The organism is Enterococcus sp. 4G2_DIV0659, assembly GCF_002140715.2.
GTDB classification, from domain to species: Bacteria; Bacillota; Bacilli; order Lactobacillales; family Enterococcaceae; genus Enterococcus_L; species Enterococcus_L mansonii.
In genome coordinates this window covers 1,607,420-1,629,170 of record NZ_NGLE02000001.1, presented here as the reverse complement: position 1 = coordinate 1,629,170, position 21,751 = coordinate 1,607,420, and the positions used below count along the sequence as shown (strand labels likewise).

At 34.2% G+C, this 21,751-nt stretch carries 22 protein-coding genes; 20 read left to right on the top strand and 2 right to left on the bottom strand.

Annotated elements, in window-relative coordinates; all coding sequences use genetic code 11:
- The first annotated feature begins 9 nt into the window (after positions 1-9).
- The 7 genes from A5880_RS07490 to A5880_RS07460 all read left to right on the top strand — a co-directional run bounded on the left by A5880_RS07490 (position 10) and on the right by A5880_RS07460 (position 6,855).
- Positions 10-588, top strand: a complete 579-nt coding sequence (locus A5880_RS07490; protein ID WP_086330363.1) for a hypothetical protein — start codon at positions 10-12, stop codon at positions 586-588.
- The gene (locus tag A5880_RS07485; RefSeq protein ID WP_179190402.1) at positions 585-725 is read left to right on the top strand and encodes a hypothetical protein; all 141 of its coding nucleotides are present in this window, start codon (positions 585-587) and stop codon (positions 723-725) included. Before A5880_RS07490 ends, A5880_RS07485 begins: the two co-directional genes overlap by 4 nt.
- A 411-nt stretch (positions 726-1,136) precedes the next feature.
- Positions 1,137-1,649 (top strand): RNA polymerase sigma factor, encoded by a 513-nt coding sequence (locus A5880_RS07480; protein ID WP_336577027.1) that lies wholly within the window; start codon positions 1,137-1,139, stop codon positions 1,647-1,649.
- On the top strand, positions 1,650-2,162 hold the full coding sequence (locus tag A5880_RS07475) for a hypothetical protein (RefSeq protein ID WP_086330361.1): 513 nt from the start codon (positions 1,650-1,652) through the stop codon (positions 2,160-2,162).
- Positions 2,163-2,217: 55 nt separating this feature from the next.
- Positions 2,218-4,536: a transglutaminase domain-containing protein gene (locus A5880_RS07470; protein ID WP_086330360.1), complete on the top strand. Its 2,319-nt coding sequence runs from the start codon at positions 2,218-2,220 to the stop codon at positions 4,534-4,536.
- A gap of 198 nt (positions 4,537-4,734) precedes the next feature.
- The gene (locus tag A5880_RS07465; protein ID WP_086330359.1) at positions 4,735-4,971 is read left to right on the top strand and encodes a hypothetical protein; all 237 of its coding nucleotides are present in this window, start codon (positions 4,735-4,737) and stop codon (positions 4,969-4,971) included.
- 489 nt (positions 4,972-5,460) lie between these two features.
- Positions 5,461-6,855: a M24 family metallopeptidase gene (locus A5880_RS07460; RefSeq protein WP_086330358.1), complete on the top strand. Its 1,395-nt coding sequence runs from the start codon at positions 5,461-5,463 to the stop codon at positions 6,853-6,855.
- 305 nt (positions 6,856-7,160) lie between these two features.
- Here A5880_RS07460 and A5880_RS07455 read toward each other — a convergent pair whose 3' ends face one another.
- Positions 7,161-8,108, bottom strand: coding sequence for a 1-phosphofructokinase family hexose kinase (locus A5880_RS07455; RefSeq protein ID WP_086330357.1), 948 nt, complete (start codon positions 8,106-8,108; stop codon positions 7,161-7,163).
- 62 nt (positions 8,109-8,170) lie between these two features.
- Complete coding sequence (locus A5880_RS07450; protein WP_086330356.1) at positions 8,171-8,929, bottom strand: DeoR/GlpR family DNA-binding transcription regulator; 759 nt, start codon at positions 8,927-8,929, stop codon at positions 8,171-8,173.
- A 198-nt stretch (positions 8,930-9,127) separates the two neighbouring features.
- On the opposite strand from A5880_RS07450, the gene A5880_RS07445 reads away from it, so the two are divergent.
- From A5880_RS07445 to A5880_RS07385, 13 genes are all read left to right on the top strand, one after another.
- Positions 9,128-9,598 (top strand): PTS sugar transporter subunit IIA, encoded by a 471-nt coding sequence (locus A5880_RS07445; RefSeq protein ID WP_086330355.1) that lies wholly within the window; start codon positions 9,128-9,130, stop codon positions 9,596-9,598.
- Positions 9,591-9,893, top strand: coding sequence for a PTS sugar transporter subunit IIB (locus A5880_RS07440; protein ID WP_086330354.1), 303 nt, complete (start codon positions 9,591-9,593; stop codon positions 9,891-9,893). Before A5880_RS07445 ends, A5880_RS07440 begins: the two co-directional genes overlap by 8 nt.
- A gap of 170 nt (positions 9,894-10,063) precedes the next feature.
- Positions 10,064-11,425: a PTS galactitol transporter subunit IIC gene (locus A5880_RS07435; protein ID WP_086330353.1), complete on the top strand. Its 1,362-nt coding sequence runs from the start codon at positions 10,064-10,066 to the stop codon at positions 11,423-11,425.
- Between the two features lie 21 nt (positions 11,426-11,446).
- Entirely contained in the window at positions 11,447-11,704 is a 258-nt protein-coding gene (locus A5880_RS07430) for a hypothetical protein (RefSeq protein ID WP_086330870.1), read from the top strand.
- Positions 11,705-11,710: 6 nt separating this feature from the next.
- Positions 11,711-12,469: a class II aldolase/adducin family protein gene (locus A5880_RS07425; RefSeq protein WP_086330352.1), complete on the top strand. Its 759-nt coding sequence runs from the start codon at positions 11,711-11,713 to the stop codon at positions 12,467-12,469.
- A 189-nt stretch (positions 12,470-12,658) separates the two neighbouring features.
- Positions 12,659-13,375 carry a 16S rRNA (guanine(527)-N(7))-methyltransferase RsmG gene (gene rsmG / locus A5880_RS07420; RefSeq protein ID WP_086330351.1) on the top strand — a complete coding sequence of 239 codons (717 nt, stop codon included), beginning with the start codon at positions 12,659-12,661 and terminating at the stop codon, positions 13,373-13,375.
- Between the two features lie 15 nt (positions 13,376-13,390).
- On the top strand, positions 13,391-14,152 hold the full coding sequence (locus tag A5880_RS07415; protein WP_086330350.1) for a ParA family protein: 762 nt from the start codon (positions 13,391-13,393) through the stop codon (positions 14,150-14,152).
- Positions 14,145-15,038 (top strand): ParB/RepB/Spo0J family partition protein, encoded by an 894-nt coding sequence (locus A5880_RS07410; protein WP_086330349.1) that lies wholly within the window; start codon positions 14,145-14,147, stop codon positions 15,036-15,038. Before A5880_RS07415 ends, A5880_RS07410 begins: the two co-directional genes overlap by 8 nt.
- A 904-nt stretch (positions 15,039-15,942) precedes the next feature.
- A complete protein-coding gene (locus tag A5880_RS07405) occupies positions 15,943-16,770 on the top strand; it encodes a helix-turn-helix domain-containing protein (protein ID WP_086332012.1) in 828 nt (275 codons plus the stop codon).
- 41 nt (positions 16,771-16,811) lie between these two features.
- Entirely contained in the window at positions 16,812-17,609 is a 798-nt protein-coding gene (locus A5880_RS07400) for a hypothetical protein (protein ID WP_256924854.1), read from the top strand.
- 16 nt (positions 17,610-17,625) lie between these two features.
- Positions 17,626-18,759 carry a hypothetical protein gene (locus A5880_RS07395; protein WP_086332014.1) on the top strand — a complete coding sequence of 378 codons (1,134 nt, stop codon included), beginning with the start codon at positions 17,626-17,628 and terminating at the stop codon, positions 18,757-18,759.
- A gap of 182 nt (positions 18,760-18,941) precedes the next feature.
- The gene (locus tag A5880_RS07390; RefSeq protein WP_086332015.1) at positions 18,942-20,093 is read left to right on the top strand and encodes a WxLIP family cell surface protein; all 1,152 of its coding nucleotides are present in this window, start codon (positions 18,942-18,944) and stop codon (positions 20,091-20,093) included.
- 170 nt (positions 20,094-20,263) lie between these two features.
- Complete coding sequence (locus A5880_RS07385) at positions 20,264-21,517, top strand: hypothetical protein (RefSeq protein ID WP_086332016.1); 1,254 nt, start codon at positions 20,264-20,266, stop codon at positions 21,515-21,517.
- The last annotated feature ends 234 nt before the right edge of the window (positions 21,518-21,751 follow it).

Sequence of the window (21,751 nt, the reverse complement as noted above, 5' to 3'; positions counted from 1 at the left end):
TTTTTGACTATGAGAAGATATATTTGGTTGGGAGATAGTAAATATGGTGGAAGCGTATATTGGGATAAAAAAAGAGATGTCGCAGTTAGAGACGGAGGTATAAAAGTATCTACAAAGAAAAGCAAATCAAACAGGTATATAATTGGTGGACTATTTGTTTGTCTTATTATCATTAGAGTGATTACTTCATTTTTTAAAATGAAATTTGTTAGTAATGAAATCAATAATATTAGCATGATAGTGTTTACTATCTTTTTTGCAACTACAATAACGCTATTCATCAATCGTATGATGTATGGGAACAGCGAAGACTATACTGATACTAGCATTGAAGATGCGATGCATGCAATCAGAAGTACTGGATATTTGAAGAATCCATTGATTTTTATGCTCGTAGACAAAAAGCTTCATTACATGGTGCTGGTTTTAGTTCTATTGTTTAGTTTTATTGGGTTATCTGAGACAATTCCTAATCTTAATAGCTTACAAGAATTTTTTCGTATACCAACTATGATTTTATTTATTAGCATACCTGTTTATATGGTCTACCTTGTAAATTTTAAGAAAGACAATAAGTTGAAATTATGATTATAATAAAAGAGCTTTTTCTTTCCCTAGTTTTAGGAGCAGCAATCGCAGGGTTATTAACTGTACTTTTAGTGAATAATCCAAAAGTATGGTATAAAACAGCTAAAAAAATCAAGAACCAACAGAAAAACAACTAAAAGCAGGTAAGTACGATGAATAATAGAAAATAAATACAACCAATCGACCAAAGGAATCGAATTGACTACCCTAACACAGATCAAAGGTTCCTCAAAGCTTAAAAATAAAAAAGAAGCGATCCAATCAGAAAAGTAGTAGGTTGGATCGTTCTTTCTTTTAATGCACTGTCTTAGCTAATCTTGAAAAACATGTCAAAAACATCAAAAATAAATTGAGATAAAGAGCATTAAAATATAAATAAAGCACTCAATTTTAGTGAAATTTATATTATTATAGAAAGAGAACGATATATATAAAACGTTAAGCTTTTTAGATTCAATTAAGGTACAAAATTATGAAATAAAGAAGTATTTACTTTAAGTCGTTGTAACTTTTTTTAAAATAAAGGGTATTAGAAGTGAGGGGAAAATATGAAAAAGAGTAAACTCGTTGGGTTAGATGTAGATGAGATTGTGGAAGAATATGCTGATATGGTCTATCGTATTGCGTTTGTTCAAATGAAAAATCAAAGTGATGCAGAAGATATTTTTCAAGAAGTATTTCTTCGGTTAGTGAAATACAGTCATACGATAAAAGGAGAAGAACATATTAAGCCGTGGCTGATTCGTGTCACAATCAATTGTTGTAAAAAGCAGTTTGACAGTGCTTGGCGTAAAAAAACAACAAGTATGGATGAAGAACAGATGCCTGAACAGGCTGATGAGCGTGCGTCAGCAGCTTTTGCTATTGGCGATAATGAAGAGTTACTAGATGCTTGTTTGTCGCTTCCAGAAGCACAACAGTTAGTGATTCATTTGTTTTACTTTGAAGGCTATTCTATTCGGGAAATCAGCACCTTAGTCGAGCAATCAGAATCATCAGTAAAAACCAGACTTTCAAGAGCAAGAGAGGCTTTAAGAAAAAAAATGAAGGGGGATTTTTAAATGAAGGACGAGTATAACAAGGAAATTGAGAAAATCCGTGCACCTAGACATTTAATAGAACGAACAAAAATTGAAATGAAAAAAGAAATAGAAAAAGAACAAGAAAAACAAAGTAAATTCACTGTTACAGTCGTTCTTAGACGAAGTGCCGTTGCAGCAATCGTTATTTTAGCTGTAGGTGTTGGTGGCTATAGTTATTACTCATCACAAAATCATATTGATATCGCCTCTGTTGAGCAAGCTGATTTTACAATCGATAAGAACTTCGGACAAGCAATTGGAAAAGAAAAAAAGGACAAGATACAAGTAACAGAAGGAAAAGACAAAACAATCATTCCAGAATTTTTAGCAGAAGTGAAAGAAAGCAAAATCAAAGGAACGACTATTCTGTTAGGAAAAGATAGTAGGAATATCTTTTATGCCGCTTATAGCAAGGAAGATAAGTATTATTACATCGTTGGAAAAGACGTTACAGAAAAAGAATTTATCGATTTTATCAAAAATAAATTATAAAGGTGTAACCTTTTTAGAGGATAAAAGGTATTAGTAGTAGAAAGGTGGAGTTAAAGTGAAAAAGAAAGTGGTTGTGGGGGTATTATTAACAACACTTATACTTGGGGCATGTCAGCAAACAAAAGAGTCCGAAAAACAGAGTAGGAAGGAGGTTACTGTTGGTCAATTAGCATCAGAAGTAAAAAAGAAGTACAAAGAAGATAACATTTATTCTGATGAAAAAATCGTACTTAAGCGCGAGGAAAGTATCAAACTTGAATTAGGATTTGATCCATTAGAAAAAGGAATAGAAAAATTCAATGAAATCGTTGAAATATTTCCCACTTCAGACTTCACTCATAGTATTAAATCTACCTTTAAGCTATTTAATGATGGAAAAGGTATTGAAATAATGCCGCCAAGAACACCACAAGCCACGGTCAGAAATGTGAATGCAAATGCAGAACAAGACCTCACCAAGCAAGAAAAAGGCTGGGGAAATCTTCCTGAATATTACATGGTACTCTATGTTGATTTACAAACTGGAAAAAAACTGGAGAAACCAGAAGTTCGAGTATTCACGGTTAAGCACGAACTTTCAGGCCGATTACGAATGAAAATGAAGATAAATGATAAGGGAATACCTGAATTTTCTTGGAATAAAGTTGCTGGTGCAGAGTATTATTATGTAGTAAACATCAATAATTCTGAAGACTCTGGCCACTCAAACACCGCCTTTGTTACTGAGAAAGTCGAAGGAACAAAATGGTCTCCTAAATCGGTTAGCAAGTTTAAATCGTTTAAAGTTTCTGAATTGGATCGTCAAAAAGAAGATAATGTTAAAAAATATGGAGCAGGCTCAGATCCGATTCCTGCAGACAGTGATCAGCAGGATTATGCTGTAATCGCAGTTTCAAAGAAAGGTACCTCAGCCATCAGCAATTATTTAGACTCAAGAGCTTTAGCTAGTAGAATTCCATATGCCGATGAAGTAAGTTTAACAATGAATAAAGAAGGAAGCGTAAGAACAGATAACATTCAGCGCCTTCCAGCGTATCATTGGGTTACGATGTGTGATGGAAAATTAGTTCAAAAACGAATCAATTATGATATTTCTAAAGCGGAAGAGACAACAGAAACATGGGGAACCTACGAAAAGGAAGATATGTCCGACTTAAAAGGAGTCCGTGTCGATTTAGTCAACATTCCTTATACCGTTGAAGGAACTGGATATACGGAAAATGCCAAAGTGGAAAAATACAATAAAAAAACGTTGAAAAAAGAACTACAAAAATTAGAAGAACGTCAAAATAAATTGGAAAACAAAGCTGGTTCAACGGATATCGAACTGACAACGGCAGACGATGATAAAGAGGACGACAAAGCAAGTCAATCAAAGGATAAAACCTATGAAACAGATGACAAGATCACAGCCAATAGTGCACTTAGTGAATACTTAGCTGTTAATATGTTGTCAGGAATCCGTAAAATCGATTTGAAAGAATTCCCAGAAGCAAATGCGCAGCAATATTTACTAGATGCTTGGATGGAAGCTATCTATCAAAATCCATTGATTTTAGGTGTTGAAGGCGCATCTATCTCAAATGACGGTCAGTCACTGATGGTTACTTATAATATAAAAGCTTCTGACATGGGAAAAAAACAAGTAGAACTCAAAAAAGAAGTGAAAAAAATCGTAAGTAAAATTATCAAACCTGATATGACTGATTTGGAAAAAGAGTATGCGATCAACCAATATCTCTGTGACAATGCAGAATATGATATGAAGGCACTTGAAAGCGCAGAGAAAAATGATTTTAAAACGGTTGATGAAAAATACAATGACTCTTTCACTCCATATGGCGTTTTGATCAATAAAATCGGGGTTTGTGCAAGCTATGCAGGGGCGTTTAAATTATTAGCGGATGAAGCTAAACTCGAAACAATCGTTGTTACGGGATTTTTAGATGGAGATGTACCACATGCGTGGAATAAAGTTAAAATCAATGGCGCGTGGAATATTGTTGACAGCACCAATAATGACAACGAACTTTTAACAAATGCATTATTGAATTTGCCAGAAAAATCATCTAGAAAAATCTTAGTTGAAGACGATCGCTACGTACTGGATGAGCGTATTAAAGAATACAAAGCAGTAAACGAAGACAAAGACAACGAATATTATCATGTAGAAAATAGATTCTTTGATGAAGATAAGATCACGAATGAATTGGTGACTTCTTTGGAAAAAGGCAACAGTACTACCTTGAGAACAAAATATAATCTGAATGATGAAGAATTTGCTAGGATTAATTTGAATGTTAATGAGAAAATGAAAAATGAAGATTTACAAGGCTTTTACTGGATGGGTGTTATTTATTTAACAAAAAAATGATAAGTTGGACAAATAGCTGAATCATTTTTATATCAACTTAAATGAAGAAACAAAAAAGGTTGTTGTATGGATTGATTATTTATAGATTAGTTGTTGGGACAAAACTTGAATAATCACTAAAATCTATAAGGTCTATTGTCTTGCTGTCATTAAATAAAGTTGTTTGGGTAAAAATATGACATGAATTGAGGAAGGTACATGGATCATTATATAGATGACTCTACTAAAGAACACGGAATAGAAATAGGTACGTATTATAATGGGAGAGCAGTTGGCTATGAGAATAAAGTAGAAGGAAAGGTTCGCTCAGTCTTAACTCGAACGATTATCTTAGAAATCAGCTCATGCGATGTTGTTGATAATGAGCGGAAAATAGATAACGGTGGTGTCTGCTTGGTTCAATTGAACGATTTCTTGAATTTTCTCGAAAAGTGAACGAAGAAACGTTTTGACTACTATTATTTTAAATGTGAAAAAAGGGCGGGAAAAGCGCTGTTTACTTGAATACTGTAGTTAGTCATTGCTAAAAAGGGTGAAAAAATAAAAAGGTTGTTTAAAATAAAATGAAGAAAAAGGTTTAGTAATAAAAAAGTCATGTAAGTGTGAGGATGGTTCACACACAGATGAACAATGCGTTTAGTTTCAAAAAACTGTGGCCGAAACGCAAATTATTAAACGTATTAAAACGGCAAGGAACATCTTTTCCCGTCGTTATTCAGGTTTAAAAACATAGAGGAGAACTTGGTTGGGACCAGAGTTTGACTTCAAAGCAAGCTGACAGGGTGAGAATTATGCCATCTGTCAGCTTGTTTGTATTTAACGCCAAATAAACCACCATAAAACTACAAACCCACCATCCTTTTTGTTACACTAAGCAGTGAGAAGGCTATAAAAAAAGAACCAACCAGAAGGGAAAGAAACCAAATGACACAGCCAACCATCCAATTGACCACGATTGCTAAACCAACTTGCTACACGAATGTAGCGCCAACGTTCTTAACAGATGAAACAATGCAGGAAAGAAAACAAAACGTTTTGGAAAATATGAAATCAGAAGACTATGATACATTAGTTATTTATGCTGACAAAGAGCACGGTGGAAATTTTGAATATTTAACAGGCTTTATTCCTCGTTTTGAAGAGGGATTACTTGTCTTGAACGTTACAGGCGAGTGTACGTTGATCCTTGGGAATGAAAATTTAAAAATGGCAAAGGTTGCTCGAATCGACAATCAATTAATCCATTCTCCATTATTTTCGTTGCCGAATCAACCGATGGACAATGAAGCAAGATTAGAATCTATTTTTGAGCAAATAGGCTTATCTGAAAAGCAAAAAATCGGTGTCGTCGGCTGGAAGATGTTTACCACTGCCGAATCGGATAACGAGGCTTATTTCGATCTTCCGTATTTTATTATCCAAGCACTTTTAACGAGTAAAAATGAACAGGTAGTTCTCAAAAATGCTGCTCATCTGTTTATTCGTGGGGATAAAGGGGTTCGCACCATCAATAATGCGAACGAAATCGCGCATTATGAATACGGCGCTAATCTATCTTCTAGTTGTATATTGAAAGCAATGGATGCTGTTGAAGTGGGCGTGACAGAAGCTACATTAGGGAGTTTGTTGACAGCGGAAGGTCAAACCAATACGGTGGTCACGATTGCAGCGACGGGACAGCGTTTTGAGTATGCAAATGTTTACCCAACGCATAAAAAAGTGATGTTAGGTGATCCACTATCACTAACAACAGCTTTCAAAGGCGGATTATCTAGCCGGACAGGTTTTGTGGTAGAAAATGAAACCCAATTACCAGAAAATCAACGAGATTACTTGGAACGAGTGGCAAAACCTTATTATCAAGCAGTGACTACTTGGTTAGAAACAATCAAGATTGGGATGCAGGGAAAAGAGTTATACCAAACGATTCATTCAGTTTTTCCAAAAGAACACTATCATTGGCATTTAAATCCAGGTCATTTAGTCTCAGATGAAGAATGGATGTCATCACCCATTTATGCGGAATCAGAGGAAGTATTAAAAAGCGGGATGATTTTGCAGATTGATATTATTCCTTCCGTTGCTGGCTATACAGGTGTTAGCGGAGAAGAGTGTGTGGCACTCGCGGATGCTAATTTACAAAAACAACTGAAAGAAACGTATCCAGAGCTATGGCAACGAATTTCTGATAGAAGAACTTATATTAGAGAAACATTGAATATTGAATTAAGTGAAGATATTATTCCACTATCTAACACAGTGGGGTACTTGCGTCCATTTTATCTTGCGAAAGATCAAGCCTTTTGTTGGATGAAATAGCTTAGCATTATAGATAAAAATAAGTGGCAAGGGCAAGACAGAAGTGTTCAGCTTATTTTCGAAGAGATTGCTTCTAATTCCGCTGTTTTAAGTAGGTTGAGACAAAAGTCGATTAGGTTCGAGCAATTGGAGTAAAAATCGAACAATACGCTTCTTGTATTGCTCGATTTTTGCGAAATTGCCGAAGAACCTGGCTTTTGTCCACCGTTTATTAGAATTTAGAGTGTGACACAAAACTGATTTTTAGTTTTGTGTCACACTCCTTATTTTATTTTTGAACGATATTGTTACACGTGAAACATTTCCTATAATTCTTTTAAAATGATGTTATTTTTTAGCATGTCAACAGATTCAACCGTTACAAAACCAACGGCTTGTTCAAGCGCATTACTCATGCCGCAAGCCATGCCATAACGAAGTGTTTCTTCAATAGACAATCCTTGATCTAATGCAAAAGCAATACCGCCGACCGTAGCATCTCCAGAACCTGTTGGATTAATGATATCAATAGTAGGAATGATTACATCAAATAATCGATCTTTATATCTCGCTACAGCCCCATCTCCGCCACAGGAAACAAGAATAAAAGGGATGTCTTTGAATAGTGGATGACGGATATGGTCGATAACTTGCTTTTTACTAGTAATAGTTGTACCTAGTAATTCTGCAAATTCGTGAATATTTGGTTTAATGAAAAAAGGTTTCACCGTGCCTTTTAGTGCGTGAGTGAGTTGTTTTCCTGAAATATCTGTCAAAATTTTTATATCCCTCGGCAGTTGGTTCGCTAACTGCTGGATATATTCTTGGTATAAGTATTCATTGTTGGTATTTGCAGAGCCACATAAAGCAATAATAGGGTCATTCTGCTGGTTTATAGAAAAATCAATGACGGTATCAATGATTTTTTTTGCGGTTTCTGCGGTGATTTCAGGACCTAGTTCTACAATTTCTGTTTGATTTTTTTCTTGATCCATCACGGTTACTGCATTTCTTGATTCCCCAGAAATTGGCAAAAAATGTGTGTGAAAGGGCTCTTGTTTTAGTGCTGTCCGAATAAATTCACCGTTCATACCAGCTAAAACACCGATTGCTGTGACATCTCCACCTAAAATGGCGGCTGTTCGACCAGCGTTTATTCCTTTTCCGCCAACAGCTTTGACGGGGTTTTTGCACCGATTCATCTCACCTAAATAAAATGTATCTGTAAAATAAATAGAATCCATTGACGGGTTTAGTGTCACTGTTAAAATCATTGCCATATCCTCCTTCAGATGTCTAGTTAACTAGGGTTCTGAAAGAGAATACAGAACCTTAGTTAACGTGGTTTGTTTAACAACCTGCCATACGATTGATAGAAATTAAAGGTTTGTTCATCGATCTTATCGTCTGTGATTACATAATCTAAATCAGAGAGTTTATAGAACGTGTAGACATCACTAACATTAAATTTGGTGCTATCGGCGACCACTACTTTTTTCTTAGCATTTTTAAAAGCAGCCCGCTGTACGCCTCCTTCTAAGTAGTTTGAAGTCGTCACGTTATTGTTGTAGATGCCATTTGTTGCGGCAAAAGCAATGTCAATGTTGATCGTTTCAAATGTTTGTTCCGCATGTTCCCCAATAAACTCTTCGGTAATTGGTGTAAAATCCCCCCCTGTAAGTAAAATCCGATAATTCGTGCGTTCAATAACATAATTAAATGCCAACAAACTATTGGTAACAATCATCAGATTTTGCTTTTTAATAAAAGGCAGTGCATATAAAATGGTTGTTCCAGCACCGACGAAAACAACTTGGTGATCTTGAATCAACGAATTCATGATTTTACCAATATACTCTTTTTGCTCAATATGTAGATTGATTTTCTCGTGAGTAGCCAGTTCTTTGTCTTTTCGGTCGATTTTTTGTGCACCGCCATATAAACGAACTAACTGATTTGAATCACTTAGCTCATTGATATCTCTGCGAATAGTCATTTCAGATACATGTAGTTCGTTAGCGATATCGGACACAGTCATAAAGGTGTTTTTTTCTAGCAATTCTAAAATATGCGCATGACGCTCTCTTTTTAACATAATATGTCCCCCTTTTTGTTCGAAAATGTTTATCTACTATATTTTAAACGTAAAACGAACAAAAAACAATCAAAAGAAAGCGTTGACAAACCTTTATACAAGTTGTATTCTTTTTGTATAAACAAAGTTTAACATATTTTTACAAAGTTGAACATAAAAAGTTGAAATTGTAAAAATATAAAAGGAGGAGTCAAAGAGATGAAAGAAATGTTTCAACCAGAATTAATCGATTTACATGTAACGGTCCAAGATGAAGAAGAGTTGTTTGAATGTATTGCAAGCCGACTGAAAGAAGCAGGGTATGTCAATTCTGGCTATTTGGAAGGAATTCGCTCAAGAGAAAAAATATTTCCAACTGGTTTGATTACAGAACATCTGAATATTGCGTTACCTCACTCAGACACCGAATATATTGAAAGGCCTTTCATATATATTGCAAGAACAACAAACCCAATCAAGGTCAAACAAATGGGGGATAATCAAGAAATGGAGGTGAGAGATTTATTTTTCCTAGGTATCAAAGAACCCTCAAAGCAGGTTGGATTGTTACAGGATTTAATGCTCTTATTCCAAAATAAATCGTTCGTAACCGAATTGAAAGCAACAACAGAAAACAAAGCAGTCTTCAATTTATTTATGAAGCAATGGGAGGAAGTTAAAAATGGCTAAAAAATTAATCGTTGCATGTGGTAGTGGAGTGGCAACAAGTACAACAGTAGCAGAAAAGATCAAAAGTAAGCTGGAAGCAGATAATATTGATTACCCAGTAGAAGCTGTGGATTATAAATCGATCATGCAAGAGTTACCCAGTGCTAGTATTTATGTTTATATTGCTAAGCCAGATGATGAAGTGTTACAGGCAGCTGAAAAATTAGGCATTTCTGTCTATGCAGGCGTGCCATTTTTGACAGGGATGGGTGTTGATGAGATTTATGAGGGAATTGTTAACGATACGAAAAAATAAAAAAACATCTATAGGGTGGTCTGATGTACATTTCAAGTGTTTGAAAGATGTAAAAAGGCGGGTAAAAGTTGCTACTTCCGAAATAAGTTAGCCACTTCTGTTTCCCACCTCTTAAAAAATAATATAGATTCATCATACCAAAAAATAAAAAAGATAGGTAGGTAGAAGAGATGGAAATGTTTCAATCCGTGATTGATTATATATTGAACCTCGGTTCAGCTATTTTTGTTCCTCTAATTATCCTGATTATTGGGCTGATTGCACGTATGCCGCTGAAAAAAGCGTTTATGTCTGCTGTTACATTAGGCGTTGCTTTTACTGGAATGAGCATGGTAATTGGGTTTATGTCAGATGCAGTAAGTCCTGCATCTGAAGCCATGGCTAAAAATACGGGCATTGATTTACCTGCGCTTGATTTAGGGTGGACGGGTGCCGCAAGTATTACATGGTCTTGGTCGTATGCCTTTGTTTTTTTCGCTGTGGTTCTAGGTGTTAATTTCATTATGTTGTTATTGAATTTGACGAAAACATTAAACGTAGATATGTGGAATGTCTGGGGGAAAGCTTTAACCGCCTATTTAGTCTATTTTATTAGTGGTTCTTTAATTGCGGGTTTTATTGCAGCGGTTGTTCAAGTAGTTTTAGAGTTGAAAATGGGGGATATGTTTCAACGCCATATTCAAGATTTAACGGGTATTCCTTTAGTTACTGTAACCCATTTGATGAATATTTCAGCAGTATTGATGTTACCAGTTAATCTAGTTATGGATAAAATTCCATTCTTCAATAAAAAAGCAGATACGTCCGCTTTGAAAGCGAAAATTGGTATTTTTTCTGAAAATAGCGTTATGGGATTCATTATCGGAATACTTCTAGGATTTGGTGCAGCTTATGGTCTGTCTGGTTCATTGAATTTAGGGATTAAAGTGGCTACAGCGATGGCGTTATTTCCAATGATTAGTAAAATGTTTATGCAATCTCTATCGCCGTTAGCTGATGCGATGTCAGAAATGATGAAAAAACGCTTCAAGGATCGTGAAGTATACATTGGTCTAGATTGGCCTGTACTAGCTGGCCGGTCTGAGATTTGGGTAACAGCGATTATCTTAGTGCCTGTATTTATAGGGTATTCTATGATTTTACCAGGTAATCAAGTATTGCCTTTAGCTGGAATCATTAACTATTCTATTGCAGTTGGCGGACTGCTTCTAACTGGTGGGAATTTATATCGAATGATCACATTAGGGGTTATTTATACACCACTGTATTTATATGGTGCAACGTATCTTGCTCCAGTTTTGACTGGATTAGCGAAAAAAACGGGCGCAGTCGATTTAAAAGGCGGAAGTATCACGTGGTCATCGATAGAAGGACCAGAATTTAGAATCTTATTTGCAGAAGCTGCCAACCTAAACATTATGGCAATAGCAGGATTCATTCTTTTTCTAGCAATGTTTGTTTGGTTGTATAAATATATGGCAAAAGAACCGGTGCCAAGCGAACGATACAAAGAAGCCGAACCATCAAATTAAATCAAAAAGGGACGGATGGACATGAGTCAAAAAAGGAAGTGGATGATGTTGCTGTTTTTAGACACGCTGCTATTTTTACTAGCACTATCAATGAATATCATTCTATTCTATTTTTTAGTTATACTTCTTTCTTTTTTCATTTATAAAAATGGATATCAAAGTCTGTTTAAAGAATACGATGAAAGTAGAAAGCAAAAATATGAAGAGTATAGACTTGTTCAAGAAGCTGCAAAAAAGGTCATTCGATCAGGAAAATTACTCAGTAAAAAGGAGCTGTAATAAATCATGGCAGACGGAAGAATTTTATTTGAACGTGAAAGAGAAGATATGGCGAAAATCGTACAATTGATTTTCGAACGCAAAAATACAAATGTTGCTGGTGGAAATTTTTCATTTAAAACAACAGATAAAGAGGGCAAAGAATATATCATTATGACACCCACTATGATGTCTCAAGCCTATCTGGGACATGTTTCTCCTTCGCAGATTTTAGTGGTTGAACCTCATACGAGAAAGGTTGTTGCAGGGGAAGGTGGATTGACTAGAGAGATCAATATGCACGAAGCAGTATATGATGCAAATCCTGAAATCAAAGCGGTATTGCATGCTCATGCACCCAATAGTATGTTTTGGGCTACTAGCGGGTTAGACATGCCCAATTTGACCGAAGCTACTCAGAAAGTAGAATATATTGAAGTGCTGGATTTTGAGCCGAATTGTTCAGAAGAATTGGCCGAAATTGTAAGTAACCATATTAAAACGATGGCTAAAAAGACATTACCCCATGAGTTCTTATTAGATAGTCACGGGGTGTTGATTACTACAGGTGGTGAAACAGGCATGGAAGCTATTCATTCTGCTTTAGCCATTTTAGACACAGTTGAATGGAACGCTGAAATTGCCTATAAACAAACGATTTTCCAAAAATTAGGCATTTTAGACGGTTATTATTCTAAAGGTGTAAAAATAGGAACGATTGAAGACTTGATGAAACATGAACCCATTTATAATAAAATTGTCAAAATGACAGTTGGTGGAGATTAAAAAAGAAAGAACGGATTTGAGACTCTTTTGAGTTTTCGATCTGTTCTTTCTTTTTACTGTATATAGAAGAAAGATTTTATTACAACTGCTATAAATCTTGTTAAAAACATTGCAAGAAATCACTATTTGCGTTAAAGTAAGAAAAGACAACTGTGAAACATTTTCTGTTTCACGCAAGGAAGGAAACATATGACACCAGAAGAATTTAAACAACTATTAGCTCAAAAAGAGATCCATTTAACGGATCAGCAAATGGAACAGTTTGCCCGCTATTTTGACTTGCTTGTTGAATGGAATGAAAAAATGAATTTAACAGCAATCACGGAGAAAAAAGAGGTTTATTTAAAACACTTCTATGACTCAATTTCGTTGGCGTTTTTTGAAGACTTTTCAACAAATAAATCGATTTGTGATGTCGGCGCAGGTGCAGGATTTCCAAGTATCCCACTAAAAATTGTTTTTCCAACATTAAAAGTAACAATCGTTGATTCATTAAATAAACGGATCACCTTTTTAACAGAATTAGTGAATGAATTAAACTTAGATAATGTTTCTTTGTACCACGATCGCGCAGAAACATTTGGTCAAAAAGAGATATTCCGTGCTTCTTTTGATTATGTAACAGCTCGTGCAGTTGCGCGTTTAAATGTGTTAAGTGAGCTATGTCTGCCATTAGTGAAAAAAGATGGCTTTTTCTTAGCACTGAAAGCAGCTAAAAGCGAGGAAGAAATTATTGAAGCAAAACCTGCTATTGCTACTTTAGGTGGGAAATTTCAAAAAGAAGTTTCGTTTAAATTACCTATCACAGAAGACGAGCGACATATCGTTGTGATCCAAAAGAAAAAAGAAACACCAAAAAAATATCCAAGAAAACCAGGCTTACCAAATAAACAACCAATCAGATAAGATGGAGGGACACAAATGGCACGAATAATTTCTGTAGCGAATCAAAAAGGCGGCGTTGGTAAGACAACGACCACTGTGAATCTAGGTGCTTGTCTTGCCTATTATGGGAAGAAAGTGTTGTTAATCGATATTGATGCTCAAGGAAACGCAACAAGTGGTATCGGCGTCCGTAAGCCTGATGTTGCAACGGATGTTTATGATGTATTAGTAAATGAAGAGCCAATCAAAAATGTGATTCAGCAAACGTCTAGAGAAAATCTAGATATTGTTCCAGCAACAATCCAATTAGCTGGGGCTGAAATTGAGCTAACATCAATGATGGCTAGAGAGTCTCGTTTGAAAGCTGCAATCGATGAAGTGAGCGATATCTATGACTTTATTTTGATCGATTGCCCGCCTTCGTTAGGGCATTTGACCATCAATGCATTTACAGCAAGTGATTCGATTTTGATTCCAGTACAATGTGAGTACTATGCCTTAGAGGGATTAAGCCAACTATTAAATACAATTCGATTGGTTCAGAAACACTTTAATCCTGAATTACGTATCGAAGGTGTGTTGTTGACGATGTATGATGCCAGAACTAATTTAGGGGCAGAAGTCGTTGATGAAGTGCGTAAGTATTTCCGTGAAAAAGTGTATGACACGATCATTCCTAGAAATGTTCGTTTATCTGAAGCGCCAAGTCATGGTTTATCAATTATTGATTATGATCCTCGTTCACGTGGTGCCGAAGTGTACCAAGCACTAGCAAAGGAAGTGTTGGATAATGAGTAAAGGAAAAGGTTTAGGTAGAGGTATTGATGCATTGTTTCAAGATTTTGCTAGTTTGGAAGATGTAGATGTTCAAAAAGAAGAAGTGCTTGAAATTCCTCTAAATGAACTTCGTCCCAATCCTTACCAGCCTAGAAAAACATTTGATGAAGCCTCTCTTCAAGAGTTGGCGAATTCTATTCAACAATCAGGGGTTTTCCAACCAATTATCGTTAGAAAATCGGCTGTCAAAGGCTACGAAATCATTGCTGGTGAAAGACGTTTCCGTGCTTCAAAATTAGCAGATAAAGAAACGATTCCAGCAATCGTTCGTGAATTTGATGAAGAAGCAATGATGCAAGTCGCTGTATTGGAAAACTTGCAACGTGAAGATTTAAATCCTTTAGAAGAAGCAGAAGCGTATGATATGCTGATGAAAAACTTGAAATTAACACAAGTAGAAGTCGCAGAACGTCTAGGAAAAAGCCGTCCATATATTGCCAACTACTTACGCTTGTTAACCTTACCTACGCAAGTCAAAGAGATGGTTCAAAGTGAAACATTATCTATGGGACAAGCCAGAACATTACTTGGCTTAAAGGACAAAGACTTTATTTTAACATTGGCCAAACGAGTAGTGGAAGAAAATTTAACTGTTCGCCAACTGGAACAAATCGTCAATGACTTAAACGAAAATCAAGGCAAGAAAGCACCGAAAAAAGATAAGAAAAATATCAAAGAAAAACCTTATTATATCCGGGAAAGTGAAGACCGCCTAATGGATAAATTTGGTACAACCGTTGCAATTCAAGAAAAAGAAGGCAAAGGGAAAATTGAAATTGAGTACCTATCGCAATCAGATTTAGCTAGAATTTTAGATATATTGGAAATTCATTTTGATGAAACGTAATGAATTAATTTTAGCAGAATAAATAACCTAAAGAGGCTCCACTAAAACCACACTGGTTTTGGTGGAGCCTCTTTTTTGAGAAAAAATAGCTGAACGCTCGTTTTATTTTCCAACATATTACCAAAATATTCGCTTATATATTCATTTTAATAAATATACGTATGAGCATAGATTTATTAAAATGCTTTTATTAAAAAAAAAAAAAATAATTTCTTATTCTTATATAAAATAAGAAAAATTTATAATTGTACAAATTAAAGCACACAGACATCACTAGATAGGTGCCTACTCAACTACTTATATAACGAGTATACAATAAATAATTTGAACATGTCAATGAGGAATAAAAAATAACAATATTTTTAATTAATGTATATTATGACTGATTTAATCGAACAAATCGTGGGTTTAACAATAAAACATTGATAAATAGCTATATTATTATGCAAAAGTTAAGATAAATTCTTCTGTTTATTTTTTTGTAAAATTAAATAATTGTAGCACGCTATTTACTTATTTTTATACGCCGTCAAATAAACCGTCAAATAAATCATTTATTGCTCGTTTAATTTTGTATTGGTAATTAAGAAGTAAAATAGAAAATCTTGTTTGTGCCTTTTATGAAACTTCTTAAAATTACTTTCTTTTTTAAATTAATCATTTTTATGGAAACTTACTTCTTTTAATTATTTATAATTCATCGTCATCAAGCCGTCATAGGTGATATAGAATCATTTATATTTCCTACATGAAAAGTCTTTTTTTCTTATTTTATATAAGAATAGGAAATTCTTATTTTCTAAAATTACAGTTCGGGATATCTTCTCACTTCACTTAAAAAGATTCTATCAAATATGAATGGTTGGCATTTACTATATACAAATTAAAAGGAGGATTTTCTATTATGAGGAAAAAAATTATTATATTGACTGACACATTGAGTGCAAATGGGCTGTTGCAAAATAGTTTGTTGAACATGGATTATGAAATTATGGTTTCAAAAGATATGTTGACTCAACCAAAAGATAAAGAATTCTATTTTCTGCAAAATTTTGATCTCATTATCTATCAACAATCAATGTATAGCGGATTAAAAGAGTCATTTTTAGACAATTTAGTACTACTGAATAAGCCGATTGTCGTTTTAACTTTTGAATCTGAGCAAGTCAATAAGACGAAATATCTTAATAATTCTAAGGTTACGTTTGTCCCATATCCAATATCTGTTACGGATTTAGCTAGTAAGTTAGCAACGATTTTTGAAGAAACTGCTAATCATGCAAGAAAGACCAATCAAGACGGCGGTAAAGATAGTTACCAAAATAGCGAAGGAGCAAGCAAAAAAGTGTCTTCGTTCTCAAACGTGGTAAAAGTGAAAAAACAATATTCTTTCCAATTAAAAGATCGAACATTGATTATTGATAACTGGCTGATTCCCCTAACTAAAAAAGAACATCAAGTATTAGAGCATTTTATTGAATCAGAACAAAGAGTTTTTTCAAGTCAATCATTATGTGAAGCCATTTGGACTAATGCGAAACAAAAAAATAAACAAGCTTTACTAAGTAACTTAATCAATAGAATTAAACAAAAAATAATGGAAAAAACATCAATTTTTGAACCGTTTATTTTAAACAAAAAAGGCATTGGGTATTACTTGAATCAAGAGTTTATAGAGTTGGATGAACACCATGAAGAACAAGCAAGAGAACTACTGGTAGGCAGTGTTTAAGCAAAATAGCTGTAATGCGAAAGGGAGAGAATAATTTGGCGATGTTTAATAGAAAAAAGAAAAAAAAAAAGAAGTATGAAGATGAGTATGAAGAATATTATGATGAGTACGATGAATATGACGAATACGATGATTACGAAGAGTATGAGGACTATGAAGACGACTATGAAGAAGAACCGCGTGAACGTCCTAAGAAAAATCGTCCAGAAACTTCAAATAAAAGAGAGCGTTTGGATAATAATATGAAAAAACAAGAGCAAGAGTTGAAACAAGAACAAGCAAGTGTGATTGAGCATCTAACAAATGAAAATCAGCAATTTCAAAAAGAAGTCCAAAGACAAAAAACGATGGCTGAACGATTAAAGGCCGAAGTGGAAAATAAGCAACAGGAAATTGACCAATTGACTATGCGCTTAACAAGTTCATCTAAGTCTAAGGAAAGAATCAGCATATTAGAAGATAAGCTAAGACAATCAGAAGACCACAGAACACAAATTGAAGAACAATTAATGGAAGAACGAAATAAAAATTTGGATTTTGAACAACAAGTACGTCAACAAGATTCTATGAAAAATCAAATTGCTGAAGTCTTGATGGAAGCAAAAGAAAAAGCACAGCAAATCATTGAGCGGGCTACGATAGAGGCTGATAGAACGGTAGAAGCAGCAAGACATGAAACGAAAAAAGCTGTTTCAGAAGCTTCTATTGAGTTAAAAATGATTAATCAGGAAGCGGCCAATTATCATAATCGAATCCTTCGTCTTCAAGGAGAAACAAGTGCGTTAATGGAAGACTTGCTAAGTAAATCAAGCCGTTTAGCCGACCAATCATTAGAATAAGGGAGGAGAATGCGAAGTGGTTTACCAAAATATTGTGGTTGACATTTATCAAGCCGCTTCTCCAGCAGTAGGTGAGCGCCTGTTTGACGATGACATGTTAAGAGATATTTATTATATCTGTGAAGAGATTTTTCAAGAAAAAAACAATGGGCTTCCATATCCTCAAAAAGAAGTGGAGGAATATTTTGAAGAATTTCATACAATCATTTCCTTCTTTAAACATGTAGAAATTACTTTAGATTTCGTAGATCTTAATTGGTCAGCCCTATTGGAAGAACTTATACAAACCTTCCCTCAAATTGCTTGGATTGGAGGTTCTAAAGAGACCGAAGACAGTCGTGTGATTTACTATATTGATTTTGTCCCTATTGCTTACAGAGAAAGAGGTTTCCCTTTTATGGTTAATCTATTGCAGTCATTAGAGCAACAACTGATAGGTGATTGTGAAGATATACTGGAAGCATTTGTATATGAGATCGAACAATTAGTATCTAAGTTTATTAGGCCTCTTCATGTTGCAAATCCAACGACTGAGGTAAAGGCAGAGGTCGTTGAACATGAGATAGAAGACAGTGATAATAACAACTATTTGGTGGAAATCGAAGAAGCTTTGAGCCGTGAACGGTACGCCAAAGAAAGAATGCGCCTTGCAAATAAAAAATTAGAAGTCGTTATTGAACAAATGGAACGCCAAAATTTATCAAGAGCAATCAAAGAACTAAGTAAGCCAAGCAGTGATGGAAATGAGAAATGGGATCGAATGTTAAGGGTTGATTTAAGAGAATACTCTCAATTGCTCCAAAAAGCAAAGTTTCTGGAGCAATCTTGGTTAATGAACAAAGATTTGATGACCAAATCGGAAAAAATGACAATTTCTGATAATCAATTGATTTATGAAAGAGAACAAGTTAGAAGTTTTAAAGAATCCGTTTCAACGAATGAAATTTATTTGATTTTAGACGAATGTAAGTTAATTGAGTCCAGAATAAAAATCAAAAAAAAATCATGGTTTAGACAGCCATATGTTCGTATTATGAAGATGGACTATGACAGTTTACTAAATAAAGCTGCTTATTTTGACTTAATTCAAGGTGAAAATTATTTATTAGAAAAAATAGTACTTAGCGAAGAAGAAATTGTTGGTGATTGACAAACACAAGGGAAACAATCGTTCTAAAAATCAACTCAAAAAAGGATTGGGAAAAGCCAACTTTCCCATCCGCTATTACATAATATAAAAAATAAAGTCAACTGTCCGAGTCGTCTACGGCATACGCAATACTATGCGTAATGATTTTACATACAATTTACGATGCAGGGAGTTTAAAAATAATGAACAATAAACGAAAACCACTTCACCTGATTATTCCAATAATGGGATTTTTTCTTTTATTATCCCTATCGATAATTGTTAAAACAGAAATCGGTTGGGCTGTGTCAGTAAAACCGATTTTACCGGAAAATCAACATAATCCAAAAGCAACCTATTACGATCTTAAGATGACCCCAAAACAAGAACAAGATTTAAAGCTTGAATTGACCAATACTTCTGATAAAGAGCAGGAAGTGATTCTTGAAATCAATGATGCTACAACAAATGAATCAGGGGATATCGACTATTCAGATCGATCGAAGCTTATTCCAAGAGATAAAACGCTAAAAGTTTCGTTGAAAGATATCGCAACAACAAATAAAAAAATTGTGGTTCCGCCAAATCAGACGACTGTTGAGACGATACACTTAAAAATGCCCGCTGAACAATTTGACGGAATGGTCTTAGGTGGAATTAAAGTAATTTCCTCTAAGAAAAATAGTAAAAAAGAACAGACGAGCTCTGATGATGAGAAGATATATATTGTGGCCGTCAAAATAACTGAAACGGATATTCCAGTAGAGGCAGAATTGAATTTGGTTAAAATTTCACCTCCAAAGGATTCAGATAAAAATATTATAAAAGCAACAATACAAAATAATCAGGCAGTGAACTTAGAAGATATTGAGTACACAGCTAAGATATACAAAAAAGATTCAAAAAAGATTCTTCATCAATTTCAAGTAACGGGGTATCGAATGGCACCCCATTCGAGTTTTGACTTTGTAATCGATCTGAAAAAACAATTACTTCAACCTGGTGACTATCAGCTAATGATGACTGCTAAATCTAAAGATACTGGACAGATTTGGAAATGGGAGGAAGCATTTGAGATTGTCAAAATGAAGAACAAAGAATTGAATGCTCGTAATAGTAATTTGGACAAAGAAAACATATTGTTTTATATCATTATTTGTGTGATCACACTTGTATTTTTGTTATTGCTTCTTATAATTTTACTCATTTCAAGAAAGCGTAAAGAAGAGCGTTATCAAATAGAAGTATATTACAAAAATAAAAAACGTAAGCAGAAAAAAAAAGAGCAAATGCAACATAGTATAAGACCAAAAAACTCCTTTAAAAAAAGTAGAAAAAAGAGAAAACAATCATAGGATCTAAACAATTGCTTACCTAAATGTTAGAAATGGAATTGATTGGATTGAGATCTTTTTATTTATTATCCAATTCTAGTTTAGTCGGATAATGACTGAAATAAATGGTTGTTTGATCTTTTCAAGTGTATAAAAAAATTATAGTACAAAGATTTTAGGAGTTGGAGGACATGAGTGAATCGATCAAAAAAACTCAAAGGCAAGAAAAAAGAGCAATTAAAAAGTATATTCTCCATCAAAAAGTCAATCCGAAACTTTTAGGAGTAGCAATTTATAATCAAGAACTGTTTACCCCGTATAACGCATATTTGTCTTGTAAATTAATCTTCAAAAAAGATATTCAATCATTCGCAGAACTTGAATACATCGCTCAGAAGATAAGTGATACATGGAATGCTAAAAAGAATGACTTGTTAATTAAAAAAATCAATATTTTTACGGCTATTGAACATATCATCGTAACCTTTACAATTGGTTTTTATGAAGAAGAACATGTTAAGCAACTGCGTACATTAAAGCAATTTGCCATTGATTTAATTGAATCAGGTAATAATGTTATTCAACAAGAACAAGAAATAGCCGATCAAAAAAGAGAAGAGTTAAATGAGATTCTTGCGACCTGCACTCAGTTAAGTAAAAAAATGGAAGGACTTGAAAGCAGACTTATAAAAAATGAATCAATTGTTTTGGGTTCTGGAGAAGTACTAAAAAACGAAATAACTAAAGTAAGTCAAACGATCAAAGAACAAATGGACCAAGTTGATTACAAAGTGAAAAATAGTCAGGAAAACTTACAAACCAAAAAACAAGCGAATGCGATTAAATTAAAAAAAGAACCAATACAAGTAGTCGATTCAATCAATAAAACCACTAACGAAAAAAAAGAGAAGAATGAAGATCCCAAGAAGGTCCGGAAGTATTTTTTTGATAAATCTAAACGGCTTTCTCTGACTTTGACAATACAAGACTGGGAAGCAACAAGGCAATCTTTAAAGCAAGCAAGAGTACAAAAGATAGCCATCAAAGAAGCCTTACCAGAGCCTACATCACAGCTTGAATTAGAGATTTATGCGTGTTTTAAAGAAAATGAAAACGCAAGTAAAAAACGAATGATACCCAAAAAGGAATTTTTTGTTCTAAAAGCAAAGGTAGAGTTCATAGATTATTTATGGATGTTGTTGGAATTAGAAGGAAAAAAGGAAATTATTATTGCCAATAAAATAAGTTGTAGGCAGTTAGTTGAAGAGTTAAGTAGCTTTACTGAAAAGATTGAAGAAGTTGCTGGGGGACCTACAATTTTTAATTATTGGTTTTATTGTCCAGAAGAATTATTGATTAAGCTAAAAGGATATGCAGCATTAAAAAATTTTTTAAGCAATTTCTTGAAATTGAGCAATAATACAGTTTTGGTCAATGAAGTATGATTATTAGGGAGTTATTTCAATAAAAGGGGTGATATACAAGAAGCTGGAAAAGTTTCAACTGTATGATACCTCTTTATTTTTCATATAAATATTATGTGAATAGTAATTCTATAACAAAACAATTTAAGTTTATACTTCCAAATATTTTGTTGTTTTCCAAAAAAAAGAAACAATTTCAAAAAAATAATAATGCATACTTAGTTAAGAAAACTAAACGTAGTGTATTTAAGTATC